Origin of the sequence: Variovorax sp. LjRoot290 (assembly GCF_964253985.1) — a bacterium.
Classification (GTDB): Bacteria; Pseudomonadota; Gammaproteobacteria; order Burkholderiales; family Burkholderiaceae_C; genus Variovorax.
This window is the reverse complement of sequence record NZ_CAXURW020000001.1, coordinates 546076-570824: the sequence shown is the minus strand read 5'-3', so window position 1 is coordinate 570824 and position 24749 is coordinate 546076. Positions and strand designations below refer to the sequence as shown.

Annotated in this window: 26 protein-coding genes; 13 read left to right on the top strand and 13 right to left on the bottom strand. The window is 68.6% G+C overall.

What is annotated here, in order from left to right; all coding sequences use genetic code 11:
• Window positions 1–39 precede the first annotated feature (39 nt).
• The 4 genes from ACSQ9A_RS03015 to ACSQ9A_RS03000 form a co-directional block, all read right to left on the bottom strand.
• Window positions 40–813, bottom strand: coding sequence for an esterase/lipase family protein (locus tag ACSQ9A_RS03015; RefSeq protein WP_436302634.1), 774 nt, complete (start codon window positions 811–813; stop codon window positions 40–42).
• A 72-nt stretch (window positions 814–885) separates the two neighbouring features.
• A complete protein-coding gene (locus tag ACSQ9A_RS03010; RefSeq protein WP_093105131.1) occupies window positions 886–1521 on the bottom strand; it encodes a TetR/AcrR family transcriptional regulator in 636 nt (211 codons plus the stop codon).
• Between the two features lie 27 nt (window positions 1522–1548).
• On the bottom strand, window positions 1549–2022 hold the full coding sequence (locus ACSQ9A_RS03005) for a phasin family protein (protein ID WP_436302633.1): 474 nt from the start codon (window positions 2020–2022) through the stop codon (window positions 1549–1551).
• Window positions 2023–2070: 48 nt separating this feature from the next.
• A complete protein-coding gene (locus ACSQ9A_RS03000) occupies window positions 2071–2622 on the bottom strand; it encodes a hypothetical protein (protein WP_093105125.1) in 552 nt (183 codons plus the stop codon).
• Between the two features lie 205 nt (window positions 2623–2827).
• On the opposite strand from ACSQ9A_RS03000, the gene ACSQ9A_RS02995 reads away from it, so the two are divergent.
• The gene (locus tag ACSQ9A_RS02995) at window positions 2828–4405 is read left to right on the top strand and encodes a WS/DGAT/MGAT family O-acyltransferase (RefSeq protein ID WP_436302632.1); all 1578 of its coding nucleotides are present in this window, start codon (window positions 2828–2830) and stop codon (window positions 4403–4405) included.
• Here ACSQ9A_RS02995 and selD read toward each other — a convergent pair.
• Both selD and senB read right to left on the bottom strand, forming a co-directional pair.
• Window positions 4395–5456, bottom strand: a complete 1062-nt coding sequence (gene selD / locus ACSQ9A_RS02990; protein ID WP_436302631.1) for a selenide, water dikinase SelD — start codon at window positions 5454–5456, stop codon at window positions 4395–4397. The two genes, ACSQ9A_RS02995 and selD, sit on opposite strands and share 11 nt — an antisense overlap.
• 25 nt (window positions 5457–5481) lie before the next feature.
• A complete protein-coding gene (senB, locus tag ACSQ9A_RS02985) occupies window positions 5482–6441 on the bottom strand; it encodes a selenoneine biosynthesis selenosugar synthase SenB (RefSeq protein WP_436302630.1) in 960 nt (319 codons plus the stop codon).
• On the opposite strand from senB, the gene senA reads away from it, so the two are divergent.
• The 7 genes from senA (at window position 6434) to ACSQ9A_RS02950 (ending at window position 12315) form a co-directional block, all read left to right on the top strand.
• A complete protein-coding gene (gene senA, locus ACSQ9A_RS02980) occupies window positions 6434–7654 on the top strand; it encodes a selenoneine synthase SenA (protein WP_436302629.1) in 1221 nt (406 codons plus the stop codon). The two genes, senB and senA, sit on opposite strands and share 8 nt — an antisense overlap.
• 32 nt (window positions 7655–7686) lie before the next feature.
• The gene (locus tag ACSQ9A_RS02975; RefSeq protein WP_436302628.1) at window positions 7687–8550 is read left to right on the top strand and encodes a putative selenate ABC transporter substrate-binding protein; all 864 of its coding nucleotides are present in this window, start codon (window positions 7687–7689) and stop codon (window positions 8548–8550) included.
• Window positions 8551–8566: 16 nt separating this feature from the next.
• Entirely contained in the window at window positions 8567–9406 is an 840-nt protein-coding gene (locus ACSQ9A_RS02970; RefSeq protein WP_244503819.1) for a phosphonate ABC transporter ATP-binding protein, read from the top strand.
• Window positions 9403–10236: a PhnE/PtxC family ABC transporter permease gene (locus tag ACSQ9A_RS02965; protein WP_436302627.1), complete on the top strand. Its 834-nt coding sequence runs from the start codon at window positions 9403–9405 to the stop codon at window positions 10234–10236. Before ACSQ9A_RS02970 ends, ACSQ9A_RS02965 begins: the two co-directional genes overlap by 4 nt.
• A 5-nt stretch (window positions 10237–10241) precedes the next feature.
• The gene (phnE, locus tag ACSQ9A_RS02960; RefSeq protein WP_436306247.1) at window positions 10242–11051 is read left to right on the top strand and encodes a phosphonate ABC transporter, permease protein PhnE; all 810 of its coding nucleotides are present in this window, start codon (window positions 10242–10244) and stop codon (window positions 11049–11051) included.
• Between the two features lie 22 nt (window positions 11052–11073).
• Window positions 11074–11988 carry an arginase gene (gene rocF / locus ACSQ9A_RS02955; RefSeq protein WP_436294418.1) on the top strand — a complete coding sequence of 305 codons (915 nt, stop codon included), beginning with the start codon at window positions 11074–11076 and terminating at the stop codon, window positions 11986–11988.
• Window positions 11989–12087: 99 nt separating this feature from the next.
• Window positions 12088–12315 (top strand): hypothetical protein, encoded by a 228-nt coding sequence (locus ACSQ9A_RS02950; protein ID WP_093105107.1) that lies wholly within the window; start codon window positions 12088–12090, stop codon window positions 12313–12315.
• A gap of 4 nt (window positions 12316–12319) precedes the next feature.
• On the opposite strand, the gene ACSQ9A_RS02945 is transcribed toward ACSQ9A_RS02950, so the two are convergent.
• The 4 genes from ACSQ9A_RS02945 to ACSQ9A_RS02930 form a co-directional block, all read right to left on the bottom strand.
• The gene (locus tag ACSQ9A_RS02945) at window positions 12320–12949 is read right to left on the bottom strand and encodes a DUF2242 domain-containing protein (RefSeq protein WP_436302626.1); all 630 of its coding nucleotides are present in this window, start codon (window positions 12947–12949) and stop codon (window positions 12320–12322) included.
• Window positions 12950–13044: 95 nt separating this feature from the next.
• Entirely contained in the window at window positions 13045–13662 is a 618-nt protein-coding gene (locus ACSQ9A_RS02940; protein ID WP_436302625.1) for a nucleoside/nucleotide kinase family protein, read from the bottom strand.
• Window positions 13659–14930 carry a Glu/Leu/Phe/Val family dehydrogenase gene (locus ACSQ9A_RS02935; RefSeq protein ID WP_436294415.1) on the bottom strand — a complete coding sequence of 424 codons (1272 nt, stop codon included), beginning with the start codon at window positions 14928–14930 and terminating at the stop codon, window positions 13659–13661. Before ACSQ9A_RS02935 ends, ACSQ9A_RS02940 begins: the two co-directional genes overlap by 4 nt.
• 85 nt (window positions 14931–15015) lie before the next feature.
• The gene (locus ACSQ9A_RS02930; protein ID WP_436302624.1) at window positions 15016–17979 is read right to left on the bottom strand and encodes an L-glutamate gamma-semialdehyde dehydrogenase; all 2964 of its coding nucleotides are present in this window, start codon (window positions 17977–17979) and stop codon (window positions 15016–15018) included.
• A gap of 93 nt (window positions 17980–18072) precedes the next feature.
• On the opposite strand from ACSQ9A_RS02930, the gene ACSQ9A_RS02925 reads away from it, so the two are divergent.
• Together ACSQ9A_RS02925 and ACSQ9A_RS02920 are read left to right on the top strand one after the other, a co-directional pair.
• The gene (locus ACSQ9A_RS02925; RefSeq protein WP_436302623.1) at window positions 18073–18552 is read left to right on the top strand and encodes an Lrp/AsnC ligand binding domain-containing protein; all 480 of its coding nucleotides are present in this window, start codon (window positions 18073–18075) and stop codon (window positions 18550–18552) included.
• An 88-nt stretch (window positions 18553–18640) separates the two neighbouring features.
• A complete protein-coding gene (locus ACSQ9A_RS02920; RefSeq protein ID WP_436302622.1) occupies window positions 18641–19336 on the top strand; it encodes a hypothetical protein in 696 nt (231 codons plus the stop codon).
• Here the strand turns inward: ACSQ9A_RS02920 and ACSQ9A_RS02915 are convergent.
• On the bottom strand, window positions 19329–20027 hold the full coding sequence (locus tag ACSQ9A_RS02915; protein ID WP_436302621.1) for a YggS family pyridoxal phosphate-dependent enzyme: 699 nt from the start codon (window positions 20025–20027) through the stop codon (window positions 19329–19331). The two genes, ACSQ9A_RS02920 and ACSQ9A_RS02915, sit on opposite strands and share 8 nt — an antisense overlap.
• Before the next feature lie 39 nt (window positions 20028–20066).
• Between ACSQ9A_RS02915 and ACSQ9A_RS02910 the strand changes: the two genes are divergently transcribed.
• Genes ACSQ9A_RS02910 through ACSQ9A_RS02900 form a run of 3 tightly spaced genes read left to right on the top strand, consistent with a single transcriptional unit; the run spans window position 20067 to window position 23233 of the window.
• Window positions 20067–21110 (top strand): type IV pilus twitching motility protein PilT, encoded by a 1044-nt coding sequence (locus tag ACSQ9A_RS02910; RefSeq protein ID WP_093105083.1) that lies wholly within the window; start codon window positions 20067–20069, stop codon window positions 21108–21110.
• A gap of 31 nt (window positions 21111–21141) precedes the next feature.
• Window positions 21142–22278 (top strand): PilT/PilU family type 4a pilus ATPase, encoded by a 1137-nt coding sequence (locus ACSQ9A_RS02905; protein WP_093105080.1) that lies wholly within the window; start codon window positions 21142–21144, stop codon window positions 22276–22278.
• 34 nt (window positions 22279–22312) lie between these two features.
• Window positions 22313–23233, top strand: a complete 921-nt coding sequence (locus tag ACSQ9A_RS02900; protein WP_436302620.1) for an NAD(P)-dependent oxidoreductase — start codon at window positions 22313–22315, stop codon at window positions 23231–23233.
• A 104-nt stretch (window positions 23234–23337) separates the two neighbouring features.
• On the opposite strand, the gene ACSQ9A_RS02895 is transcribed toward ACSQ9A_RS02900, so the two are convergent.
• Both ACSQ9A_RS02895 and ACSQ9A_RS02890 read right to left on the bottom strand, forming a co-directional pair.
• A complete protein-coding gene (locus ACSQ9A_RS02895; RefSeq protein WP_093105066.1) occupies window positions 23338–24075 on the bottom strand; it encodes a BON domain-containing protein in 738 nt (245 codons plus the stop codon).
• Entirely contained in the window at window positions 24072–24698 is a 627-nt protein-coding gene (locus ACSQ9A_RS02890; RefSeq protein WP_093105064.1) for an SIS domain-containing protein, read from the bottom strand. The genes ACSQ9A_RS02895 and ACSQ9A_RS02890 overlap by 4 nt, the downstream gene beginning before the upstream one ends.
• Window positions 24699–24749: the final 51 nt, after the last annotated feature.

Below are 24749 nucleotides of genomic sequence, written 5' to 3'. Positions count from 1 at the left end.
TTGCTCGATGAAGCGTAGCTTGCCACAACCGCCGCGCGCCTACTCCGGCCGCGCCGGATCAGGAAACACCAGCGGCCCGAGCGCGCCTCGATTGAAAGGCTTCCACGCCCCCTCCGGCTGCGCCAGCCGATCCGCCAGCGCATAGAGCACCGCCGGATGCGCACCCAGCCCCAGGTGGCTGGCCACCACTTCGATGTTCTCCGAGCTCGGCCCGGTCTCTTCCACGCTGCATTGCCACGCGACCACGCCGTCGCTGCGGCTGAAGATCGAGGTGGTGGGCACCTTGGGCGTCGGCCGCACCTGCTTCATGCGCCGCGGGTCTTCCGAGCTCTGGCCACTCACGCCTTCGTAGACGCGCCATGCATTCGTTGCACGTGCGCTGCCCGTGAAGGGGCTCCCCAGCGTGACCACGCTGCGCACCAGGTCCGGCCGGGTCGACGCGAGCAGGCGCGCATAGACGCCGCCCAGGCTCCAGCCGATCAGGCTGACCTTGCGGCCGGTTTCGGCATGCAGCGATTCGAGCTTTTCGATCATGCCGTCCTCGATGCCCTCGCGCGGGCCGAGGTTGCGCCCCAGGCCCCAGCCGTGGGCGTCGTAGCCGCGGCTTCGCAGGTAGTGCCGCAGCAGCTTGGTGGACATGTCGCTCGCCACCAGGCCGGGCAGCACCAGCACCGGATGACCGTCGCCGCGCGGCGTCAGTTGCAGCAGCGGCCAGAGGGCGACGGCAGCGCCGGCCTCCCAGAGCGCGCGCGCCTCAGCAAGAAGCAGCAGGCGCGAGGGCGGCGGGATCGGGTTGTGGGTGGCTGCCATCATGAAGTTCTCCTTTGTCGTTCTGGGTGAATGTGCGGTCGCGCAGGCCGAATACCAGTCGGACGGCAAGCTCATTTATCGGAGGTATTTGCCCCGGAGGTAATCAAGGTAAGCCCTCGATTCGCGGGAAACGTAGGGGGAAACCAACGTCAGCGTGTAGAAGGCCGCCAGCCCCGGATCGGCCTGCTGCAGGGCGTCGCGGCCCGGCACCAGCCGCTCGAAGGAAAGCCAGCAGGTGGTGGTGAACACCATCTGCAGCGCGAGCATCTGCGCCTCCTCGGCTGTCGCATCGATGACACCGGCGGCCACCAGCGTTTCGCACAAGGATTGCGCCGCCAGCAGGTTCTGCGCCGTCAGCCCCTGCGCCCGCTGCCCGAGTTCGGGGTACTCGCCGGAGAGGTAGGCCATGTCGCGGTAGACGAAGCGGTAGGCGTCGATGGCCTCGAAGCGCAGGTGCAGCGCGAGCCAGAGGTCGTCGATCGCGCGCACGGTATCCGACGAGGCGTTGAGCAGTTCGAGCCGGTCCTCGAAGCGCCGGAACAGCCGATCGACGATCAGCTGCTTGGCCTTGAAGTGGTAGTGGAGGTTGCCGGGGCTGATCTCGAGCTCGGCCGCGATCCTGTGCGTCGACACTGCCGCGAGCCCTTGCGCGTTGAACAGCGCCAGGCTGGTCTGCAGGATGCGTTCGCGCGTCGTGTTGGAGCTGGCCACGGGCTGAAGGGCTCGAAGCGTTGTGCCTCAGCGCTTGCGCCGGCCGGATTCGATGCGCTCGAGATGCTCGAGCAAGAGGCGCATCTGCTCGCGCAGTTCCTGGATTTCCTGTGCGCTGGGCATGCCCAGTCGCTGCATCGCCGTGGCGACGCGCTGGTCGAACACGTCTTCGAACTTGCGGATACCGAAGCTGTCGAGCCCCGGAAAGCCGCGCGCCGGGGCATCGGGCTTGGGTTGCCCGATGCCGAGCAGGCTTTCGATGACGTTGGTCTGGCGCTTGACGACGTCGTTGCGCACGTTGCCCAAGGCCTTCAGGCCTGCGCGCAGCAGGCCTTGCGCGCCGGCCTTCTTTGCAGGCGCGGCGGCTGTCGTTTTCTTGGCTGGAGCCGCCTTGCGCGGCGCCGACTTCTTGGCCGGCGCCGACTTCTTGGCCGGCGCCGCTTTCTTGGCGGCCGCCGCCTTCTTCTTCACGCTGACAGTTTCATCGCGGCGAGTCGCCATCGTTGCTCCGGAGGACGTTGAAAGAAAGGCGGCCGGCCGCCACGGCCATCAGGCCTTGCGCGTGGTGCTGCGCACGGCGCGTCGCACCACCGGCTTGGCCTTGGCCTTCACGGTCTTGACGACCTGGGCGGCGCTCGTGTCGCCGGCCACGCGGCTTTCGATCTGCTTGGCACCGGCGGCGATCTTGTCGGCGATCTGCACCGAAACGTTGGCGATCGGCATGTGGACGCTGCCCAGCGTGTTCAGCACCGAGCTGCCGAGCGGCGACTCGACGCGCGCTGCGACCTTGGCGACCGACTCGATGCCGCTCGTGGTACCGGCGGCGACACGGTCCATCACCGAGACCACGCGGCCGGTGTCGATGTCGAGGCGGTTGGCCAGGAAGCCGTTGATCTTGTCTTGCGCGCCGATCAGGCGGGCCTTGATGTCGTCGTTCAGGAGCGGCAGTTGGCGTTTGCCGAGGAAGGCGCTGTAGCGCGAAGCGGCGCCGTTCAGCAGCCGATGCGCGCCGGTGCGGTAGGCGCTGACCAGCGTCTTGCCGGCCTCGTTGTACTGACCGACGACATGGATGGCGGCCGTGGAGATGTTTTGCGTGGACATGGTGGTTTCCTGGTGAAGTTGATGAGGCTCATCTTCTTCGCAAAGGCCTAGGCCTGAAAAACTAGAACGGTTCGATAGTTAGTCCAACTGCCCCAATTTTCTTCGGCCCCCGCGATGCTACGACGAGACGCCCTCGGGGCTTACCCGCTATCCGGCGCCTGCCACATTGCCGATCATTTTGACGCGCAAGACACAGGACACCCGAATGAAACACCTGAGCGGCCTCGATGCAACCTTCCTCCACACCGAGACGCCGGAGACGCCCATGCACGTCGGCGGCCTGCACCTGCTCGAGCTGCCCGCCGGCTACAAAGGCGATTTCTACGAGGACGTGAAAGCGCACATCGCGAGCCGCATGCACCTCTCGGAGATCTTCACGCGCAAGCTCGCGCTGATGCCCTTCGAGCTCTCCAACCCCGTCTGGGTCGAAGACGACGATGTCGATCTCGACTACCACGTGCGGCGCGTCACGCTGCCGCGACCCGGCACGATGCGGCAGCTGGAGCAGTACGTGGGCCGCCTGCATTCGACGCTGATGGACCGCAGCCGGCCGCTGTGGGAGTTCTTCGTGATCGACGGCCTGCAGGGCGGCGGCATGGCGATGTACTCGAAAGTGCACCATGCCGGCATCGACGGCCAGGCCGGCGCCGCCTTCGCGCAGGCGATCATGGATCTGACGCCCCATCCCGACCCCATCAAAGCGCCGCGGCAGATCGCGCGGCGCAGGAATTACCAGCTCGGCGTGGCCGAACTGGCGGGCGCCGCCTTCACCAACACGCTGCAGCAGTACGTGAAGCTGGTGAAGACGCTGCCCGACATGGCGCGCGCGGTGCGCAGCCTCATCGTCCCGCAGCCGACCAGCGAGGGCAGCAAGGCCTGGGCGCTGCCGAAGAATCTCAACGTGCTCGGCCCGCGCACGCCGCTCAACGTGGCAATCACCAACCAGCGTTCCTATGCGGTGCGCTCGATCCCACTGGCCGAAGTCAAGCAGGCCGGCAAGAAGCTCGGCGCCAGCCTCAACGACGTGGTGATGGCCATCTGCGCCGGCGCGCTGCGGCGCTACCTGTCGGACCACGGCAAGCTGCCGAAGAAGCCGATGAGCGCAGCCATCCCGGTCACGCTGCGCGCGCCGGGCGACACTTCGTCGAACAACCAGGTCTCGATGACCGTCATGACGCTGGCGACCGACGTCGCCGATCCGATCGAGCGCATCAAGGTCATCTCCGAATCCTCGGCCGCCGCGAAGAACCTGATGGGCAGCATCAAGGCCGCGATCCCGACCGACTTCCCTTCCTTCGGCGCGCCCTGGCTGATGTCGGGCCTGGCCTCGATGTACGGCCGCTCCCGGCTGGCGGACCGGCTGCCGCCGGTGGCCAACGTGGTGATCTCGAACGTGCCGGGCGCGCAGACCGCGCTCTACTTCGCGGGCGCCAAGCTCTTGACCTACTACCCGGTGTCGATCCCGAGCCATGGCATGGCGCTCAACATGACGGTGCAGAGCTACAACGGCATGCTGGACTTCGGCCTGATCGCCTGCCGCCGCGCGGTGCCGGACGTGGAGGACATCGCGGACTACCTGTTGGAAGAGCACCACGCGATCCTGGCGCGCATCAGGTCGCTCGAGGCCGCCGAGGCGACCCCGCATCTGGCGGCCGCCACGGCGGCCAACGCCGCGAAGCCGCTCAAGGTACCTGCCCGCAAGAAAGCCGCGCCCGCCAAGGCCGCGGTCCGCAAGGCGCCGGCGCGCAAGAGGACGGCGACCGCTGCCGCGGCTACGCGCTGACGCGCAGGCCGGCCGGCCCGGCTTCCATGCGGCCGATCACGCGCGCGGCTTCGAAGCCCTGCGCATGGAACAAGGCCAGCACCTCATCGACGGTGTCGGGCGCGCAGCTCACGAGCAGGCCGCCCGAAGTCTGCGGATCGCTCAGCAGGTCCTGCGCCACCGGCGGCAGCGCCGCATCGAGCTGCACCTCGGCGCCATAGCCGGCCCAGTTGCGCCCCGAGGCGCCGGTCACGAAGCCCTGCGCCGCCATTTCGGCGACACGCGGCAAGAGCGGCACCTGCGGCCAGTCGATCACCGCCCGGAGCCCGGCGCCGCGCGCCATCTCGAGCGTGTGGCCCGCCAGACCGAAGCCGGTCACGTCGGTCAGCGCATGCACGCCTTCGAGCGCGGCCAGCGCGATGCCGGGCTTGTTGAGCCGCGTGGTGTTGGCGATCAGCTGCGCATAGCCCTCGGCATCGAGCTTCTCTTTCTTCAACGCGGCCGAGAGCACGCCCACACCCAGCGGCTTGCCGAGCACGAGCAGGTCGCCGGCCTTGGCATCGGCGTTGCGCCGGACCTTGTCCGGATGCACCAGGCCCATCACCACCAGGCCGTAGATCGGCTCGACCGAGTCGATGGTGTGGCCGCCCGCGATCGGGATGCCGGCTTCGCGGCAGACCGCCTGGCCGCCGCGCACGATCTCGCCGATCACCTCCACCGGCAGCTGGTTGACCGGCATCGCGACCAGCGCGAGCGCCATGATCGGCGTGCCGCCCATCGCGTACACGTCGCTGATCGCATTGGTCGCCGCGATGCGGCCGAAGTCGAAGGGGTCGTCGACGATCGGCATGAAGAAATCGGTGGTGGCGATCAGCGCCTGCTCGTCGTTGAGCCGGTAGACCGCCGCATCGTCGGCGGTCTCGATGCCGACCATGAGCTCGGGCGGAATCAGGCCCCCGCCGCTGTTGCGCAGGATTTCCGACAGCACGCCCGGCGCGATCTTGCAGCCGCAGCCGCCGCCGTGGGAGAAGCTGGTGAGCCGGATGCCTGGAGAGAGGGTGCGATCGTTCATGGAGGGCTTTCGTGGGTCGCAAAGATTATGGTCGCGCGAGCAGATCGCGCAGCAGGCGCCGCACGCTTTGGCGTTCGGCCTGTGGGGTGAAATCGGGTTCGTGCAGCGCGCACTGTGCCGCCAGGCGTGCCGCGAACGCGGGTTCCGACACGAAGCGCTGCATCAGCGCGGCGAGGGCCGCATCGTCGCCGGCGGCGAAGCAGCCCTCGTAGTCTTCGCCCAGCAATCCCAGATTGCCGCCGATGCGGCTCGCCAGCACCGGCACGCCGGAACGCACGGCCTCGATCACCACCTGCGCGCCGCCCTCGATGCGGCTCATGTGCACCAGTGCGCCGGCGCGCGCGATCCAGCGCCGCGCGGCTTCGCGCGGCAGCCCGCCGAGCCACCGGTAGTGCGGGCACTCGGCCATGGTGCGGCGCGCCGCTTCGCCCAGCTCCGGCGCCAGCGCGTCGCCGATGTGCGCGATGCGGATCGGCGTCTCCGGAGGCAGTCGGCGCGCCGCAGCCATCAGGGTGAGCGGGTCTTTCTCGTCGCGCAGATGGCCGATCGCCACCAGGTCGAGGCTGCGGGCGCCGTCGCGGCGGCGCATGCGGCTGGCCGATTGCAGGATCACGCGGGCCTTGGTGCGTTCGCCGGCACCAAGGCGATCGAGCGCATCGGGCTGCAACACCACGAGTTGGCTGGCACACTGGAGCGAATGCTGCGCTGCCTTGCTCTCGTCGATGTCGCGGTACACATCGGTGCCGGTCAGGACCAGCGCGATCGGGCAGTCCGGTCGCGCGGCCCGCAGGCGTGCGATCGAATCGGCGGAACGGCGCGCATGCAGCGCGATCATCGCGTCGCAATGCCCGCCGTCCCACGTGCGTGCAATCTCGACCTCGGCCACCCCCGACAGGAACTGCGCCCAGCGCGAGGCGGTGCGCCAGTTGCCGTTGTTGGCGTCCGCCAGTGCCGGCGTAACGATCAGGACTCGGGGTTTGAGCACCGGGCCATTCTGGCAGGGCGGCGCGTCCTGCGTGACCATGGCTGAGGCGCGAACCCTCGCCGGCGAAGCGCTCGCGGCCGCGCTGCGCGAGAGCCGCGCGCGCACGCGCGCCTGGACCTTCGACCTGAGCGATGCGCAATGGCGCGTGCCTCAGCAACCCGGCGTAAACCTCGTCGCATGGGAGCTGGCGCACCTCGCATGGTTCGCCGAATTCTGGGTGCTGCGCGGCCCGCACACGGTCGATACCGACGGCTGGGTGCAGGCCAGCGAGCCCGCTCGACTGGCGGGCCCCGATGCGCTGTTCGACTCGGCGCGCCTTTCCCACATCGCGCGCTGGGCTGCGCCGCTGCCCTCGCGCGACGAACTCGGCGCGCGGCTCGACGCGCAACTCGACGCCTGCCTCGCCGGGCTCGCGCAGCAGGACGACAGCGACGAAGCCCTGTACTTCCACCGCCTGGCGCTGTTCCACGAAGACATGCACGGCGAGGCCTTCGCCTGGCTGCGCGCGACGCTGGGCTACGGCGCACCCGCAGGCCTGGCCCTGCCGCGCCTCGCCGCAGCGCCCGCGATCACGGTGCCCGCTGCGCAGGTTCGCATCGGCTGGCCGGCAACCCGCGGCGGTTTCGCCTTCGACAACGAGCTGCCGGAGCATCCTGTTCCCCTGGCCGCCTTCGAGATCGATGCCACGCCGGTCATGGCCGGCCAGTACCTGCGCTTCGTCGAGGCCGGCGGCTACGACGATCCGGCCTTCTGGCCCGGCGATGCAGGCCGTTGGCGCGCGGCGCAGTCGCGCAGCCATCCCGCGCGCTGGCGCCGGCAGCCGCAATGGCAGACGCGATGGTTCGACCGCTGGCTGCCGCTAGACCCCGACCAGCCCGTGATCCACCTCAACGCCTGGGAGGCCGAAGCCTATGCGTGCTGGGCCGGACGCCGCCTGCCCACGGCCGCCGAATGGGAACAAGCGGCCGCCTCGCAGCCCGACTTCGCCTGGGGACACAGCGTATGGGAATGGACGGCCAGCACTTTCGAACCCTACGCGGGTTTCGCGGCCGGGCCCTATCGCGACTATTCCGCCCCCTGGTTCGGCGACCATCGCGAGTTGCGCGGCGGGGCCTTCGCCACCCATGCGCGGCTGCACGACCTCCGCTACCGCAACTTCTTCCAGCCCGATCGCGACGACGTCTTCGCGGGCTTCCGGACCGCCGCTCCTTAAACTGCAGCCCTCCCTCCAACCGGCAGCGCGCCATGAAACGACAACTCCTCCAGCTCGCCCTCTTCTCCCTGCTCGCATTCGCCGCCGGCACGCCAGTCCATGCGCAGAGCGGCGTACTGCGCGTGTCGGCCATTCCCGACGAGGCGCCCACCGAGCTGCAGCGCAAGTTCAAGCCGCTCGGCGACTACCTGAAGAAGGAGACCGGCCTCGACGTGCAGTTCACGCCCGTCACCGACTACGCCGCGGTGGTCGAGGGCCTGGCGACGAACAAGATCGACCTGGCCTGGCTCGGCGGCTTCACCTTCGTGCAGGCCAAGCTGCGCACCAACGGCGCGGCCGTGCCGATCGTGCAGCGCGCCGAGGACGAGAAGTTCACCAGCAAGTTCATCGTGCCGACCGACAGCAAGGCCAAGACGCTGGCCGATCTCAAGGGCGCCACCTTCGCCTTCGGTTCGCCCTCCTCGACCTCGGGCCACCTGATGCCGCGCTACTTCCTGCTGCAGGCCGGCATCAATCCCGACAAGGACTTCAAGACCGTCGCGTTCTCGGGCGCGCACGATGCCACCGTGGCCTTCGTGGCCGCGGGCCGGGCCGAAGCCGGCGTGCTGAACGCCTCGGTGATGGACAAGCTGATCGAATCGGCCAACCCCAACGCCGCCAAGGTGCGCGTGCTAGCGACCACGGCGCCCTACTACGACTACAACTGGACCGTGCGGCCCGGCCTCGATGCCGCGACGACGAAGAAGCTCGCCGATGCCTTCCTCAAGCTCGACGCGGCGAATCCGGAGCACAAGGAGATCCTGGCGCTGCAGCGCGCCTCGAAGTTCATCCCGACCAAGGCCTCGAACTACGACGGCATCGAAGCCGCTGCCAAGTCCGCGGGCCTCATCAAGTAAGGGCTTGGGGCAGCCGGTGAACGCCGAAGCCGCGCTGGCGCTCGAGGATGTCGGCCTCGTGCATCCCAACGGCCAGCGCGCGCTGCAAGGCGTGACGCTGGCCGTCGAACGCGGCGCACGCATGGCCGTCATCGGTCCATCGGGCGCGGGCAAGACCAGCTTGCTGCGCATCGCGGCGACCGCGCTGCGCGCGAGCGAGGGCCGCGTCGAGCTCCTGGGCGCGCGGCCATGGCAGCTCGGGGCCCGGCCGCTGAAGGCGCTGCGCGCACGCATCGGCCTCGTCCACCAGGCGCCGCCGATCCCGCCGCGCCTGCGCGTCATCACGGCAGTGCTCGCGGGCCGGCTCGGCGCCTGGTCGAGCGCTCGCGCGCTGGTCTCGCTGCTGGTGCCGAGCGACATCGCCGGCGCGCAGGCCGCGCTCGCGCGGCTGGACCTGGCCGACCGGCTGTTCGATCGCTGCGACCGGCTTTCGGGCGGCCAGCTGCAGCGCGTCGGCATGGCGCGCGTGCTCTACCAGGCGCCCGAACTGATGCTCGCCGACGAGCCGGTCTCCGCGCTCGACCCCGCGCTGGCCGACATGGCGGTCGGCGAACTGATCGCGCAGAGCGAAGCCACCGGCGCGACGCTGGTGGCCTCGCTGCATGCGGTGGACCTGGCCTTGAAATGGTTCGATCGCATCGTCGGCTTGCGCGCCGGCGTGGTGGTGTTCGACGCACCGGCCGCGGCGGTCAGCCGCGCGATGCTGCAGGAGCTCTACGCCACCGAAGGCGGCGTGCTGCCGACCCAGGCACAGGGCGGCTTCAACGACATCGAACGCGGCAGCCGCGAGCCCGTGCTTCCGGCCGCCTGCCGATGAGTGCCGCGAGCCCGCCCGCAATGCGCGATCCGCTCGCACGCCGGCGCCTCGGCGCGCTGCTGCTCGGGTTGCTGGTGTTGTGGCCGATGCTGGTGATCGCAGAGTTCAAGCCGCAGGCGTTGCTGGCCCCCGCCAGCCTGCGCGTGATGGGCGGCTTCCTGGCCGGCTTCCTGCCACCGGCGCTGTCGGCCGACTTCCTCGGCCTGCTGGCGCGCGCGACGCTGGAAACCCTCGCCATGGCCACGGCCGGCGTCGCGCTCGCCTTCGTGCTCGCCGTGCCGCTGGCCTTCGCGGTGACGCAGGCGCTGTCGATCTCGCGCATCGGCCCCGGGCCGGGGCGCTGGCGCGGCCAGGCGGTGCGCACGGCAGCGCGCGGCGTGCTCACCCTGCTGCGCGCCATCCCCGAAGTGGTTTGGGCGCTGGTACTGGTGCGCGCCCTCGGCCTCGGCCCGGCGGCCGGCGTGCTCGCGCTGGCGATCACCTACGGCGGCATGCTCGGCAAGGTCTACGCGGAGATCCTCGAGTCGGGCGACACGCGGCCCGCGCGGGCGCTGCTGGAGGCCGGCAGCGGGCGCGTCGCCGCGCTGTTCTACGCCCTGTTGCCGGGCGCCGCGCAGGAGCTGGTCTCCTACACCGTCTACCGCTGGGAATGCGCGGTGCGCGCCTCGGTCGTGATGGGCTTCGTCGGCGCAGGCGGGCTCGGCCAGCTGATGGACCAGTCGATGAAGATGCTCAACGGCGGCGAGGCCAGCACCATCCTGATCGTGTTCCTGCTGCTGGTGCTGATGGCAGATGCACTCAGCGCGGCGCTGCGAAAGTGGCTGGCGTGAAGCCTATGCAGCCGTCAGCCTCGGAGCGCGCGCGGGCCGCCGGGCCCTGCCTCGGCTGCATCGCGGCGACTTCCGCGGTGGCGATCGCGGTGGTCGCAAGCTTCATCTACCTCGGCATCGACTTCCGCGCCATGTTCGCGCGCGAGTCGATCGCGGCGATGGCGAAGTTCATCGCCGAGTTCTTCCCGCCCGACCTCTCGCCCGCCTTCCTGGCCAAAACGGCCTGGGGCGCGCTGCAGACGCTCGCGATGTCGGCGCTCGGAACGCTGCTTGCGATGCTGGCCGGCGCCGCATTGGCGCTGCCCGCCTCGGGGCGCTTCGGGCTGGCGCTGCGCCAGGCCTCGCGCTTCGTGCTGAACTTCCTGCGCAGCGTGCCCGAGCTGGTGTGGGCCGCGCTGATGGTGCTCGCGGCCGGGCTCGGCCCCTTCGCGGGCGTGCTGGCGCTCGCTTTGCATACCACCGGCGTGTTCGGCCGGCTCTTCAGCGAAACGCTGGAGAACGTGCCCGAAGCGCCGGAGCGCGCGCTGCTCGATGCCGGCGGCGGCGCGGTCGCGGCCTTCGCCTACGGCAGCCTGCCGCTGGTCTGGCCCCAATGGCTGGCCTATACGCTGTACCGTTGGGAGATGAACATCCGCATGGCGGCGGTGCTCGGCTTCGTCGGCGCCGGCGGGCTCGGGCAGATGCTGTACTTTCATCTTTCGCTGTTCCAGCAGGCACAGGCGTCGACTGTGATCGGCGCCATGTTCGTGCTGGTTTTCATCGTCGACAGCGCGAGCAGCCGACTGCGCCGCGGACTGGCTCCGGCCTACGCCTGATACCCATCGGAGGTTTTTTCCAATGAACACTCCCACCATCCAGCTGATCGGCGCGCCCACCGACATCGGCGCCAGCGTGCGCGGCGCCGGCATGGGGCCCGATGCGTTGCGGGTCGCCGACATCGCCGGCACCCTCGCGCGACTCGGCTTCGCGATCGTCGACCGCGGCAACCTGGCCGGGCCGGCCACGCCCTGGACCGAGCCGGCGAACGGGCTGCGCCATCTCGACGAGGTGGTGACCTGGAATCGATCGGTCTACGCCGCCGTCGACGAGGCGCTGCGTGCCGGCCACCTGCCGCTGCTGATGGGCGGCGACCACTGCCTCGCGATCGGCTCGATCAGCGCCATCGCCTGGCATGCGCGCCAGCGCCGCAAGAAGCTGCGCGTGCTGTGGCTCGACGCGCACTCCGACGTCAACACCGAGCGCACCAGCCCGAGCGGCAACATCCACGGCATGCCGGTCTCCTGCCTGCTCGGCCACGGGCCGGCGGCGCTGACCGGCTGGAGCGGCGAGGCCGCAGCGCTCGAGCACGACGCGATCCGCTTCCTCGGCATCCGCAGCGTCGATGCCGACGAGAAGGCCGCGATCCGCGCGCTCGGGCTGCACGTGTTCGACATGCGCCACATCGACGAGCACGGCATGCGCACGACCATGACCGAGGCGCTGCAGGACATCGACGAAGACACGCACCTGCACGTGAGCTTCGACCTCGACTGCCTGGACCCCGACTACGCGCCGGGCGTCGGCACCGGCGTGCGCGGTGGGCCGACCTGGCGCGAGATGCAGCTGTGCATGGAGATGATCGCCGACACCGGCCGGCTGGGTTCGCTCGACGTGGTCGAACTCAATCCGGCGCTGGACGTGCGCAACCGCACGGCGGAAGTGGCGGTGGAACTGATCGAGAGCCTGTTCGGCAAGTCGACACTGGTGCGCTGAGGGAGCGCAAAAGCCACCGGAGCGTGACTTTTTCACCTCCGCCAAATAGACACATAGTCTTACATTCTTTAGTACTCATTTTGAAAACGGAGTACCGAGATGGACGTGCGAAAGATTGGCTTGCTGGTGGAACAACCCTTTGACGGTTCCTACTACTGGGTGATTCACGAGGACGTGCGCCACGACGGCCATTTCGAGCCGCTGCACCGCGCCGACCGCGCCTTCGCCACCTATTCCGCGGCGCTGGCGCAGGGCTACGGCGTGCTGCAGCGCCTCTGCGGATTGACTGGTCTGCCGGCCTACGCGGCGCGCTCGGTCGCGCTTTGAGTTCTCAACCTCGGGAAGGCGACAGGGGCACCGGCCGCAGCGGCGCGTCGGTGCTCGGCTTCGGCGGCTCGGGCGGCGCGACCGGCGTGACCTCGACCGATTCGGGCACCAGAAAGCGGTCGATCAAGGCAAAGAAGCGGTCGTAGAAACGTTCGTCGGTCAGCGTCTCGCTGGCCACCTTGACCAGCGCATCGTCGCTGGACGAGAACGGCAGCGACAGGGAACCCAGCGCGCCCACGCCCACGCTCGCCGAGTTGTTGACCTTCTTCAGGCTGTAGCGGTCCTGCAGCGCGCTGGCGAAGGCGACCGTGCTGTTGGCGCTGCCCTCGCGCGCGCAGACCACGCGCAATTCGACCTCCACATGCACCTCGCCGGTCGGCTGGAAGCTCTTGCGGCCGGCCACCAGGTCGGCATTCGCCGCCGTCACCAGATAACCCTGGCTCAAGAGCGCGCGCCGCGCGGCCTCGCAGGTCTGCGCCTGCGTGGCGCGGAAGACGCGCGTGTGCGTGGTGGTCGAATCGAACTCCTCGGGGTCGTAGGAGACGCGCTTGGCAGGCGAGATGCAGCCCGCCAGGAGGAGCGAGAACAGCAGCGCGGCGGCGGTGCATGAAGACGAAAGGCGCATGACAGGCATCGAAGCATCGGAATGGGCGAGCCGCAGATGCTAGCGGCATGCCACCGGCGTAACCGGCTTCTTTTGGACGTCCTGATCCGCGCCGCGTTCCCGCCTCAGGCGTCGCGATGAATCACGCGGTGCGCCCGGCCGCGCGTGGCGGCGATGCGGCGCGCGTTGGGCTCGTCCGTGTCTGCCACCCAGGCCAGCGCTGCTTCGCGGCTGCGGCCGAACTGCTGGTGGCGCTGCACCAGGCGCTCCATGCGCAGGCCGTCGTCGACTTCCACGTACCAGACCTCGTCGAGCAAGGGCGCAACCTCGGCCCACGGGCCTTCCTGCAGCAGCAGGTAGTTGCCTTCGGTGATGAGCAGCTGCGTCTGCGGCAACACCGCGATCGCAGCTGCGATCGGTTCCTCGATCTCGCGGCGGAATTCGGGCGCGTAGACGATCTCGTCCTCGCGCTGCTCGCGCAGGCGCCGCAGCAGCGCGACATAGCCCGCGCTGTCGAAGGTGTCGGGCGCACCCTTGCGATCGGCCCGACCCAGCCGCTGCAGCTCCGCGTTGGCAAGGTGGAAGCCGTCCATCGGCACCACCTGCACGCGCCCGGGCAGGGCCTGCCGGAGCGCCAGCGCGAGCGTCGACTTGCCCGAGCCTGGCGCCCCGACCAGGCCGAGCAGCTTGCGCCGGCCATCGGCCAACAGGGCATCGATGTGCGCGCTGTAGTCAGGCGTCATGGATAGAGGCCGCGTTCCTGCCGTGCCATCAGGATGCGCTCGCAGGCCACCGCGAAGGTCGCCGTGCGCAGCGTGATCCTGTGCTTGTCGGCTGTGTCCCAGATGTGGTTGAGCGCGTTCATCATGATGCGGTCGAGCCGCACGTTGATCTCGTCCTCGTCCCAGAAGAAGGACGAGAAGTCCTGCACCCACTCGAAGTAGCTCACCGTCACGCCGCCTGCATTGCAGATCACGTCGGGCACCACGAGCACGCCGCGCTCGGCCAGGATGTCGTCGGCCGTCGGCACGGTCGGGCCGTTGGCGCCTTCGAGCACCAGTTTGGCAGTCGTCTTCTGCGCGCGCTCGGCGGTCAGCTGGCCTTCCAGCGCGGCCGGGATCAGGATGTCGCAGGGGATTTCCCAGAAGGCCTCGTTGTTGATGACGTCGCCGCCCTTGAAGCCCACCACGCCCTCGGTGCGCGAGAGCGGCACCAGTTCTTTCAGATCGAGGCCCTTGCTGTTGACGATGGTGCCGGTGTGGTCCTGCACCGCGACGATCTTGGCGCCGGCCTCGGCGAACAGCTCGGCCGCGACCGAGCCCACGTTGCCGAAGCCCTGCACCGCGATGCGCGCGCCACGCAGCTCCAACCCGAGGCGCCGCGCCGCCTCGCGGCCGGTGACGAAGACGCCGCGGCCGGTGGCCTTGACGCGGCCCAGCGAGCCGCCCAGGTGCAGCGGCTTGCCGGTGACCACGCCGGTGGCGGTGCCGCCGACGTTCATCGAGTAGGTGTCCATCATCCACGCCATGATCTGGGCGTTGGTGTTGACGTCGGGCGCCGGGATGTCTTGCTGCGGGCCGATGATGATGCCGATCTCGCTGGTGTAGCGACGCGTGACCTTCTCGAGTTCCTGCAGCGAAAGCTTCTTCGGATCGACGCGGATGCCGCCCTTGGCGCCGCCGTAGGGCAGGTTCACCGCGGCGGTCTTCACCGTCATCCAGGCCGACAGGGCCATCACTTCTTCGAGCGTCACGTCGGGGTGGAAGCGCACGCCGCCCTTGCCCGGGCCGCGCGACATGTTGTGCTGCACGCGGTAGCCCTCGAAGTGGGCGATGGTGCCGTCGTCCATCTCGATTGGCACGTCGACGATCAGCGCGCGCTTGGGGCGCTTGAGCGTCTCGACCCAGCGGGCCAGGCCGCCCAGGTAGGGAACGACGCGGTCGACCTGCGAGAGATAGGTGCCCCACGGGCTGTTGGCGGTCGGTTGAACGTAGGACAGATCGGCGCTCATGGCACTCCTGGTTGCTGTTGGGATGCGGCGGACGATAGCTGCGCGGCGCCCGCTGCGCCATGGCCTATGCGCGTTGCGTTGCCCCTTATGCGCTTGCGGCAAGCAGCGCGGCATTGCCGCCGGCCGCAGTGGTGTTGATGGTGAGCGTCTGCTCCGCGCAGAAGCGCAGCAGGTAGTGCGGCCCGCCCGCCTTCGGGCCGGTGCCGCTCAGGCCCTCGCCGCCGAAGGGCTGCACGCCGACCACCGCGCCGATGATGTTGCGGTTGACGTAGATATTGCCCACGTGGGCGCGCGCAGCCATGGCCTGGGCACGGCTGTCGATGCGCGTCTGGATGCCGAGCGTGAGGCCGAAGCCGAGCGCGTTGATCTGGTCGATCACGGCCTGTGGCTCGCCCGACCAGCGCACGATGTGCAATACCGGGCCGAAGATCTCGGTCTTCACGCGCTCGATGGAGGGCAGCAGGTAGGCATGCGGCGCGATCAGGTTGGCCACCGCCGGTGCGGAGGACGCCGGCGCGACCAGCACGCGGGCTTCCGCGTTCAGGCGCTGCAGGTGGCGCTGGATGCCCTCGAAGGCTTCGCGGTCGATCACCGGGCCGACGTCGGTCGCGAGCTCGGACGGGTCGCCCGCCGCAAGCTCCTGCGCCGCGCCGCGGATCATCTCGATCACGCCGTCGGCGATGCTCTCGTGCAAAAGCAGCAGGCGCAGCGCCGAGCAGCGCTGGCCGGCCGAGCGGAAGGCGCTCTGCACCACCGCATCGACCACCTGCTCGGGCAGCGCGCTGGAGTCGACGACCATCGCGTTGATGCCGCCGGTCTCGGCGATCAGCGGCACGATCGGGCCGTCTTTGGCGGCCAGCGCGCGGTGGATGATCTTCGCCACCTGGGTCGAGCCGGTGAACACCACGCCGGCCACACCGGGCGCCGCCACCAGCGCGGCGCCGACGGTCTCGCCGGGGCCGTGCAGCAGTTGCGCCGCATCGGCCGGCACGCCCGCCGCATGCAGCAGCCGGACGGCTTCGAGGGCGACGGCCGGCGTCTGCTCGGCCGGCTTGGCCAGCACCGTGTTGCCGGTCGCGAGCGCGGCCGCCACCTGGCCCAGGAAGATCGCGAGCGGGAAATTCCAGGGGCTGATGCAGACCCAGGGCCCGCGCCCCGTCAGCCGCAGTTCGTTGCTCTCGCCGGTGGGGCCGGGCAGCACGACCGGCCGCATGACGCGCTCGGCCTCGTCGGCGTAGTAGCGCAGAAAGTCGACCGCCTCGCGCACCTCGGCGACCGCATCGCCCCAGGTCTTGAAGGCTTCCTTGACCAGCAAGGCGCAGAAGCGCGGCAGCTCGGCATCGAGCGCATCGGCCGCGCGGCGCAGCACCGCGGCGCGTTGCGCGACCGGGGTCTTGCTCCAGGTGCGATAGCTGGCCGCCGAAACGGCCACTGCATCGGCGGCTCGCTGCGCGTCGAACTCGGCCACGGCCGGCACGGTGCATTCATCGTAGGCGGCAAGAAGCGGCGCACGCATCGATTCGACCGCCAGATCCACGCCGTTGCTGTTGCGGCGTGCCGGCGGCGGACCGTAGAGCGTGCTCGGCAGCGGCAGCGAGGCATCGCGCTCCAGCCACAGCGGCGAGACCAGCAGCTCGTCGATCGCGATCGCCTCGTCGCCCAGCTGGTTGACGAAGGAGGAGTTGGCGCCGTTCTCCAGCAGCCGGCGCACCAGGTAGGCCAGCAGGTCCTTGTGCTGGCCTACCGGCGCATAGATGCGCACCGGCGCGGTGGTGCTCTTCATCACCTCGCGATAGACGCCCTCGCCCATGCCGTGCAAGCGTTGCAGTTCGAAAGGGGTGTCTCCGGCCATCTGGAGAATGGCCGCAATGGTCCCCGCGTTGTGCGTCGCGAACTGCGGGTAGACCGCATCGGGCGCGGCCAGCAGCGCGCGCGCGCAGGCCAGATAGCTGATGTCACTGTGGTGCTTGTGCGTGAACACCGGGTAGTGCGGCAGGCCCAGCTCCTGGGCGCGCTTGATCTCGGCATCCCAGTAGGCGCCCTTGACCAGGCGGCACATCAGGCGCAGCCGATACTTGCGGGCGATCGCGGTGATGTGCTCGACCAGTTCCAGCGCGCGCGTCTGGTAGGCCTGCATCGCAAGGCCGAAGCCGCGCCATTGCGGACGCTCGGCCGCCACCTTGGCGGCCAGCACTTCGAACACCTCGAGCGAGAGCTCGAGCCGGTCGACCTCCTCGGCGTCGACGGTGAGGTTGAGATTCGCATCGGCCGCGAGTTCGCACAGCTGCCACGCGCGCGGCACCAGTTCGCGCATCACGCGTTCGCGCTGCGCATCTTCATAGCGCGGATGCAGCGCGCTGAGCTTGATCGAGATGCCGTCGTTGTGTTCGGGCGTGCCCCCGCTGTCGGCGCCGGCCGCGATGGACCGGATCGCGTTGACGTAGCTGTCGAGGTAGCGAAGCGCGTCGACATCGGTGCGCGCGCCCTCGCCCAGCATGTCGTAGCTGAAGCGCAGGGCCTCCTGCTTTCTGTGCGCCGATCGGGCCTCGGCCATCGCCTCCTCGATGGTCTGGCCCAGCACGAACTGGCGGCCCAGCAGTTGCACGGCGCGCAGCGTGGCTGCCACCACGGTGCGCGCGCCGAGGCGGGCCATCAGGCCGGGCTCCGATCCGGGGTGCCCGGGGTCGGGCAGGAACCTCTTCGACAGCGCGATCGCGGAGGAGGACAGGCGCGACAAGGTCGAGTCGGCGGCACCCTCGAAATCGGCGCGGCCCAGCTGGTCTGCGGTGAGCGCGATGGCGGTCTCGGCATCGGGCACGCGCAGCAGCGCTTCGGCCAGGCGCATCAGCGCCAGGCCCTCAGCGCTCGAGATCGGGTACTCGCGCAGCAGGCTTTCCATGGCCCAGAAGGGCGGCGGCCGGTCGCGCACGGCACGCACCCAGGGCGCGGCGGCACCGGCCGCCGCGGTCCAGTCGAGCGCACCCTTCAGGGCTGCGAGGCGGTGCGAAACGATGTCGGCTTCCGGCCGATAGGGGGTAGGCAGGCGCATGGGAAAAGCTCCGGTATCGATGCAGCGATGGTCCGCCTTTCGCCGCCGAGTTATTCACCAAATATCGGCCTTTCGCTGGATAATTCTCCAGTCATGAGCACTGAAGCAGCCAGTCTGGATCGGATCGATATGAAACTCCTGAAGATTCTTCAGGAGGACGGACGCATTTCCAACCTCAAGCTGGCCGAGACCGTCTCGCTATCGCCCACCGCCGTGCTGGCGCGCGTGCAGCGGCTCACGCGCGAGGGCTTCATCCAGGGCTACGAGGCTCGGCTCGATCCGCACAAGCTCGGCCGCGGCTTCACCGTCTTCGTCGAGGTGCTGCTCGACCGCACCACCCCCAACGTGTTCGATCAGTTCAAGGCCGCGGTGCAGGTGCGCGACGAGATCATGGAATGCCACATGGTCGCGGGCGGCTTCGACTACCTGCTCAAGACGCGCATGGCCGACATGGCGGCCTATCGCGAGTTCGCGGGCACGGTGCTGTGGCAGCTGCCGGGCGTGCGGGAGACACGGACCTATGCGGTGATGGAAGAGGTGAAAAGCAGCGCGCGGATTCCACTCTTGATGTGACTTGCGGCCAGTGCGCGCGCACAATCCCCGGCGGCGCAATCGCCATTGCGCCGCTGTCTTGGGCCAGGAGCAACCAAGAGCGCAAAGCATGAAAGAGATCTTTGAAAGGCTCGTCGGTCTGATCCCGACCTACTTCGAGGCTCTTTTTCCTCTGTTGACCGGGCCGAAACGCTTCATCGCCGAACGTCTTTCCAGCGACGAATCGGCGACGCAGAAAGCACTGATCTTCCTGGCGATTTCCTTTGCGATCGGCTGGATCCTGAAGATCCCCTTGAGTCGGGGCGACCCCTTGCTCGAGCTCGGCACCGACAGCGTGTTTGCCCTGATGAACGTCCTGGCGTATGGAACTGCGCTGTACCTGGCGTGGCGCATCGCCGGAGGCAGAGCGGGACTTCAGAAATTCCTGACCATCCACTTCTACTACGCCGGCGTTCTCCTGCTCCTCGCGACAGGTCTTTATCTGGGCTTTGCCGGGACGGTCAGGGCCTTCGATCCCGCTCTGTTCAAGGAACTGCACGACGCCGCATACGCTGGCAATCTTGCGGCTTTCCTCATCGAGAACAAGGAGCGATTGCTCGCAAGCTCCGCCTACCGGGCGTCGCTGTTGGTGCAGTTCGCCGTATTCGGCGCCATGCTCGCGTGGATCTTTGCCGGATGGGGCGCCTATCGAGAGCTGAATCGACTCTCGCGGCTGCGGTCGATGGGGGCCGGCCTCTTGTTCTTCGTCTTTTGTTTCCCTGTGACGGCATTTATCTTTGTGGTGGGGAACGCCCTCGTCAAGTAGACACCACCCGCCCCCCGAAGATCGCCGTGCCCACCCGCACCATCGTGCTGCCGGCCGCGACCGCCGCTTCGAGGTCGGCCGACATGCCCAGCGAAAGCGTGTCGAGCTCGAGGCCCGCCGTGCGCAATGTCTCGAAAAGCACCGCCGCATGCAGGAACACCGCGCGCTGCGCCTCGAAATCCGGCGCCGGCTCCGGGATCGCCATCAGCCCGCGCAGCCGCAAGCGTGGCAAGGCCGCCACAGCCCGCGCCAATTGCAGGGCCTCCTCGGCCGGCACGCCGGACTTGTTGGCGCCGCCGTCCACGTTGACCTGCAGGCACACCTGAAGCGGTGGCAGATGCGCCGGCCGCTGCTCGGCCAGGCGCTCGGCGATCTTGAGCCGGTCGACGCTGTGCACCCAGTCGAAATGCTCGGCCACGGGCCGCGTCTTGTTGCTCTGCAGAGGGCCGATGCAGTGCCATTCGAGCTCGCTGCGCAGATCGGCCAGTGCCTGGATCTTGGCCACCCCCTCTTGCACGTAGTTCTCGCCGAAGGCAATCTGTCCGGCGGCGCGGGCCTCGCGCACGGCCTCGGCGGGGAAGGTCTTGGACACCGCAAGCAAGCGCACGCTCGCCGGATTGCGGCCGGCCGCCGTGCATGCCGTCACGATCCGGGCCCGAACTTGCTGGAGCTTGTCACCAATCATCGTCATAATCGTCAAAAGCGTATCAAAACGTCACCGAGGAGCTTCGTGGACATCACCCAACTGTTGGCCTTCAGCGTCAAGAACAAGGCATCGGACCTGCATCTGTCGTCCGGCCTGCCGCCCATGATCCGGGTCCATGGCGACGTGCGGCGCATCAACGTCGACGCGCTCGATCACAAGGCTGTGCACGCCATGGTGTACGACATCATGAGCGACACGCACCGCAAGCACTACGAAGAATTCCTCGAGGTCGACTTCTCGTTCGAGATCGACGGCCTGGCGCGCTTCCGCGTGAACGCCTTCAACCAGGCGCGCGGCGCGGCGGCGGTGTTCCGGACCATTCCTTCGAAGATCCTCACGCTGGAGCAGCTCAACGCGCCGAAGATTTTCGGCGACCTCGCGCTCAAGCCGCGCGGCCTGGTGCTGGTGACCGGGCCCACCGGCTCGGGCAAGTCGACCACGCTGGCGGCGATGGTCAACTACCTGAACGAAACCGAGTACGGCCACATCCTGACGGTGGAAGACCCGATCGAGTTCGTGCACGAGTCGAAGAAGTGCCTGATCAACCAGCGTGAAGTCGGGCCGATGACGCTCTCCTTCGCCAACGCGCTGCGCTCGGCGCTGCGCGAAGACCCGGACGCCATCCTGGTCGGCGAAATGCGCGACCTCGAGACCATTCGCCTCGCGATGACCGCGGCCGAAACCGGCCACCTGGTGTTCGGCACGCTCCACACCTCCTCGGCCGCCAAGACCATCGACCGGATCATCGACGTGTTCCCCGGCGAGGAGAAAGAAATGATCCGCGCCATGCTGTCGGAGTCGCTTCAGGCCGTGATTTCGCAGACACTGTGCAAGACCAAGGACGGCCAGGGCCGGGTGGCGGCGCACGAGATCATGCTCGGCACCTCCGCGATCCGGAACCTGATTCGCGAAGGCAAGGTCGCGCAGATGTACTCGACGATCCAGACCAGCAGCGGCCAGGGCATGCAGACCCTCGACCAGAACCTGACCGACCTGGTGCGTCGCAGCGTCATTTCCGCGGCCGAAGCGCGCGGCAAGGCCAAGATTCCCGAGAATTTCCCGGGCTGAAGAACAGCCCCGCCCGCACCGGAGTACCGACATGGAACGCGATCAGGCCAGCCAGTTCATCAACGAACTCCTCAAGCTCATGGTGAGCCGCAACGGCAGCGACCTTTTCATCACGGCCGAGTTTCCGCCCGCGATCAAGGTCGACGGCAAGGTCACCAAGGTCTCGCAGCAGGCCCTCGGCGCGCAGCACACGCTGGCGCTCACGCGCTCGATCATGAACGACCGCCAGACGGCCGAGTTCGAGCGCACCAAGGAGTGCAACTTCGCGATCTCGCCTACCGGCATCGGCCGCTTCCGCGTCAATGCCTTCGTGCAGCAGGGCAAGGTGGGCATGGTGCTGCGGACCATTCCGGCCAAGCTGCCGACCATCGATGCGCTCGGCATGCCGCAGGTGCTCAAGGACGTGGCGATGACCAAGCGCGGCCTCACCATCCTGGTGGGCGCCACCGGCTCGGGCAAGTCGACCACGCTGGCCGCGATGATCGACTGGCGCAACGAGAACTCCTACGGCCACATCGTGACGGTGGAAGATCCGGTCGAGTTCGTGCACCCGCACAAGAACTGCGTGGTGACGCAGCGCGAAGTCGGCATCGACACCGACAGCTGGGAAGCCGCGCTCAAGAACACGCTGCGCCAGGCGCCCGACGTGATCCTGATGGGCGAGATCCGCGACCGCGAGACCATGGAGCACGCGGTGGCCTTCGCCGAGACTGGCCACCTGTGCATGGCCACGCTGCACGCCAACAGCGCCAACCAGGCGCTGGACCGGATCATCAACTTCTTCCCCGAGGAGCGCCGCGCCCAGCTCCTGATGGACCTTTCGCTGAACCTGCGCTCGCTGATCTCGCAGCGCCTGGTCCCGACCGAAGACGGCCATGGCCGCATCGCCGCGGTCGAGATCCTGCTCAACACGCCGCTAATTGCCGACATGATCTTCAAGGGCGAAGTGGGCGAGATCAAGGAGATCATGAAGAAGAGCCGCAACCTCGGCATGCAGACCTTCGACCAGGCGCTGTTCGACCTGTTCGAAGGCAATGCGATCTCCTTCGAAGAAGCGATCCGCAACGCCGACTCGGCCAACGACCTGCGCCTGCAGATCAAGCTCAACAGCCAGCGCGCGCGCAGCACCGACTTGTCCGCGGGCACCGAGCACTTCGCGATCGTCTGATCGCGCTAAACGCATGGGCGCTAAGCTTGCGCCCATGAGCAGCCTCAATCCCCAAACCTACGACTCCGTCCCCGCGCAAAAGCTCGCCTTCCTCGGCCTCGGCGTGATGGGCTTCCCCATGGCCGGCCACCTCGCGCTGGCGGGCCACGATGTCGCGGTCTACAACCGCACGGCCGCCAAGTCCGCCGACTGGCAGAAGGAATTCGCGCCCCAGGCCAAGGGCGCGCTGCGCCCTGCGGCCACGCCGCGCGAAGCCGCCGCAGGCGCAACAATCGTCTTCTGCTGCGTCGGCAACGACGACGATCTGCGCTCGGTCGTGCTCGGCGACGACGGCGCCTTCGCGGGCATGGCCCAAGGCTCGGTGTTCGTCGACCACACCACGGCTTCCGCCGATGTCGCGCGCGAGCTCGCGAAGGCGGCGCTGGAACGCGGCCTCCAGTTCATCGACGCCCCAGTCTCCGGCGGCCAGTACGGAGCGCAGAACGGCGTATTGACGGTGATGTGCGGCGGCGACACGGCGGCCTTCGAGCGCGTCAAGCCGGTGATCGCGGCCTTTGCGCGCGCCGTCACCCTGCTCGGCGACAGCGGCGCAGGCCAGCTTGCGAAGATGGTCAACCAGATCGCGATCGCCGGCCTGGTGCAGGGCCTGTCGGAGGCGATCGCCTTCGGCCAGCGCGCCGGCCTGGACATGAACGAAGTGCTGGCCGTGATCGGCAAGGGCGCGGCGCAGAGCTGGCAGATGGACAACCGCGGCAAGACCATGATCGAAGGCAAGTTCGACTACGGCTTCGCCGTCGACTGGATGCGCAAGGATCTCGGCCTGGTGCTCGACGAAGCCAAGCGCAACGGCGCGCGGCTGCCGGTGACCGCGCTGGTCGACCAGTTCTATGCCGACGTGCAGCAGGCCGGCGGAAACAGGTGGGACACCTCGAGCCTGATCACCAGGCTGCGCTGAGCCCACCCCCAGGCTTCGCGCACTTCGTGTCGCTACGCCAACCCCCTTGCAGGGGGCAACACCAGCGGCCCGGCAAAGCCGGTTCCGCGGTGTTCCTGGAATTCCTATCGAACCGGCGTGGCAGTGGCGCCGCCCGCTGGCGGTGAACCCGCCGGCGGCAGCGGCTCCATCGGCGGCAGCGGCACGTTGGAGCGCGAGGCCGGCGCCGGACCGGTGCCGCCCTGCTGCGCCTGGTTCGCGAGCTCCGCTTCGCTGACGATCTCGACCACCCGCACCACCTTCTCCACGCCCGAGACGCCGCGCGCGATGTCGGTCGCGCGATCGGTTTCGCGCCGCGTGGCCAGGCCCATCAGGTAGACCGTGCCGCGGTCGGCGACGATCTTGAAGGAATTGGCGAAGACGTCCTTGGCATCGAGCAGCGAGGCCTTGATCTTGCCGACGATGAAGGCGTCGTTGGAACGCTGCTGGAACGTGCTCGGCGGCCCCACCGTCAGTTCGTTGACCACGGAACGCACGTTGTCGACCCGGCGCACCACCTCCTCGACGCGCCGCCGGTCGGCCTCGCTGCCCACCGCGCCGGTCAACAGCACCTGCCGATTGAAGCTCGTGATGCTGACGTACATCTGGTCGTTGGCAATCTCGCGCACCCGCGCGCCGCCGCGCAGCTCAATGCCCTGGTCGTCGATCTGCGCGCCCGAGCTGCGGCGGTCGGTCGCGACCATCCCCGCACCAACGACCGCGGCCCCTCCGACCACCAGCGGCACGCAAGCGGAAAGGCCGGCAACCAGTGCGGCGCCGGCGGTCAGGGTCAACGCGATGCGCCGGATGGATGTCTTCGTCATATGGAACCTTCCTGTTCTCCGAGTAGCTGGGCGTCCACGCCGTCGCACAGGCAGTGCAGCGCAAGCAGGTGGACTTCGTGGATTCGCGCCGCGCGTTCGTGCGGCACGCAGATCTGGACATCGGTTTCGCGCAATGCACGCCCCACGGCGCCGCCGGGGCTGCTGCTGGCGCCACTGCCCGCGGCGTTGCCCAGCAGGGCAACCACCGTCATGTCGCGTGCATGCGCTGCCTCGACCGCGGCCAGCACTGCGGCCGACTGGCCGCTGGCGCTCAGCGTCAGCAGCACGTCGCCGGCCTGGCCGAGGGCACGCACCTGGCGCGCGAACCGGTCCGCATCGCTTGCGTCGGCGGTGTCCGCGGCGGGGTCGGTGGTGTCGCCCGGCAGCGCGATCGCGCCCAGCTCGGGCCGTTCGCGCTCGAAGCGGCCGACGAACTGGGCGGCGAACAGCGCGGCGAGAAGCCCCGAGACGCCCGCTCCACAGGCCAGGATCTTGCCGCCGCTGGTCACGCAGGCGAGCAGGGCCTGCATCGCCTGCCCGATCGGTTTGCTCAGGAGCGGACCTGCCTGGTACTTGAGGTCCGCGCTGTCGATGAAGTGCTGCTGGATCCGTTGCTCGAGCATGGGCCGGGATGATAACTGTGGGTTCTGAAACAAGACGTAGGTGCTGCGCTT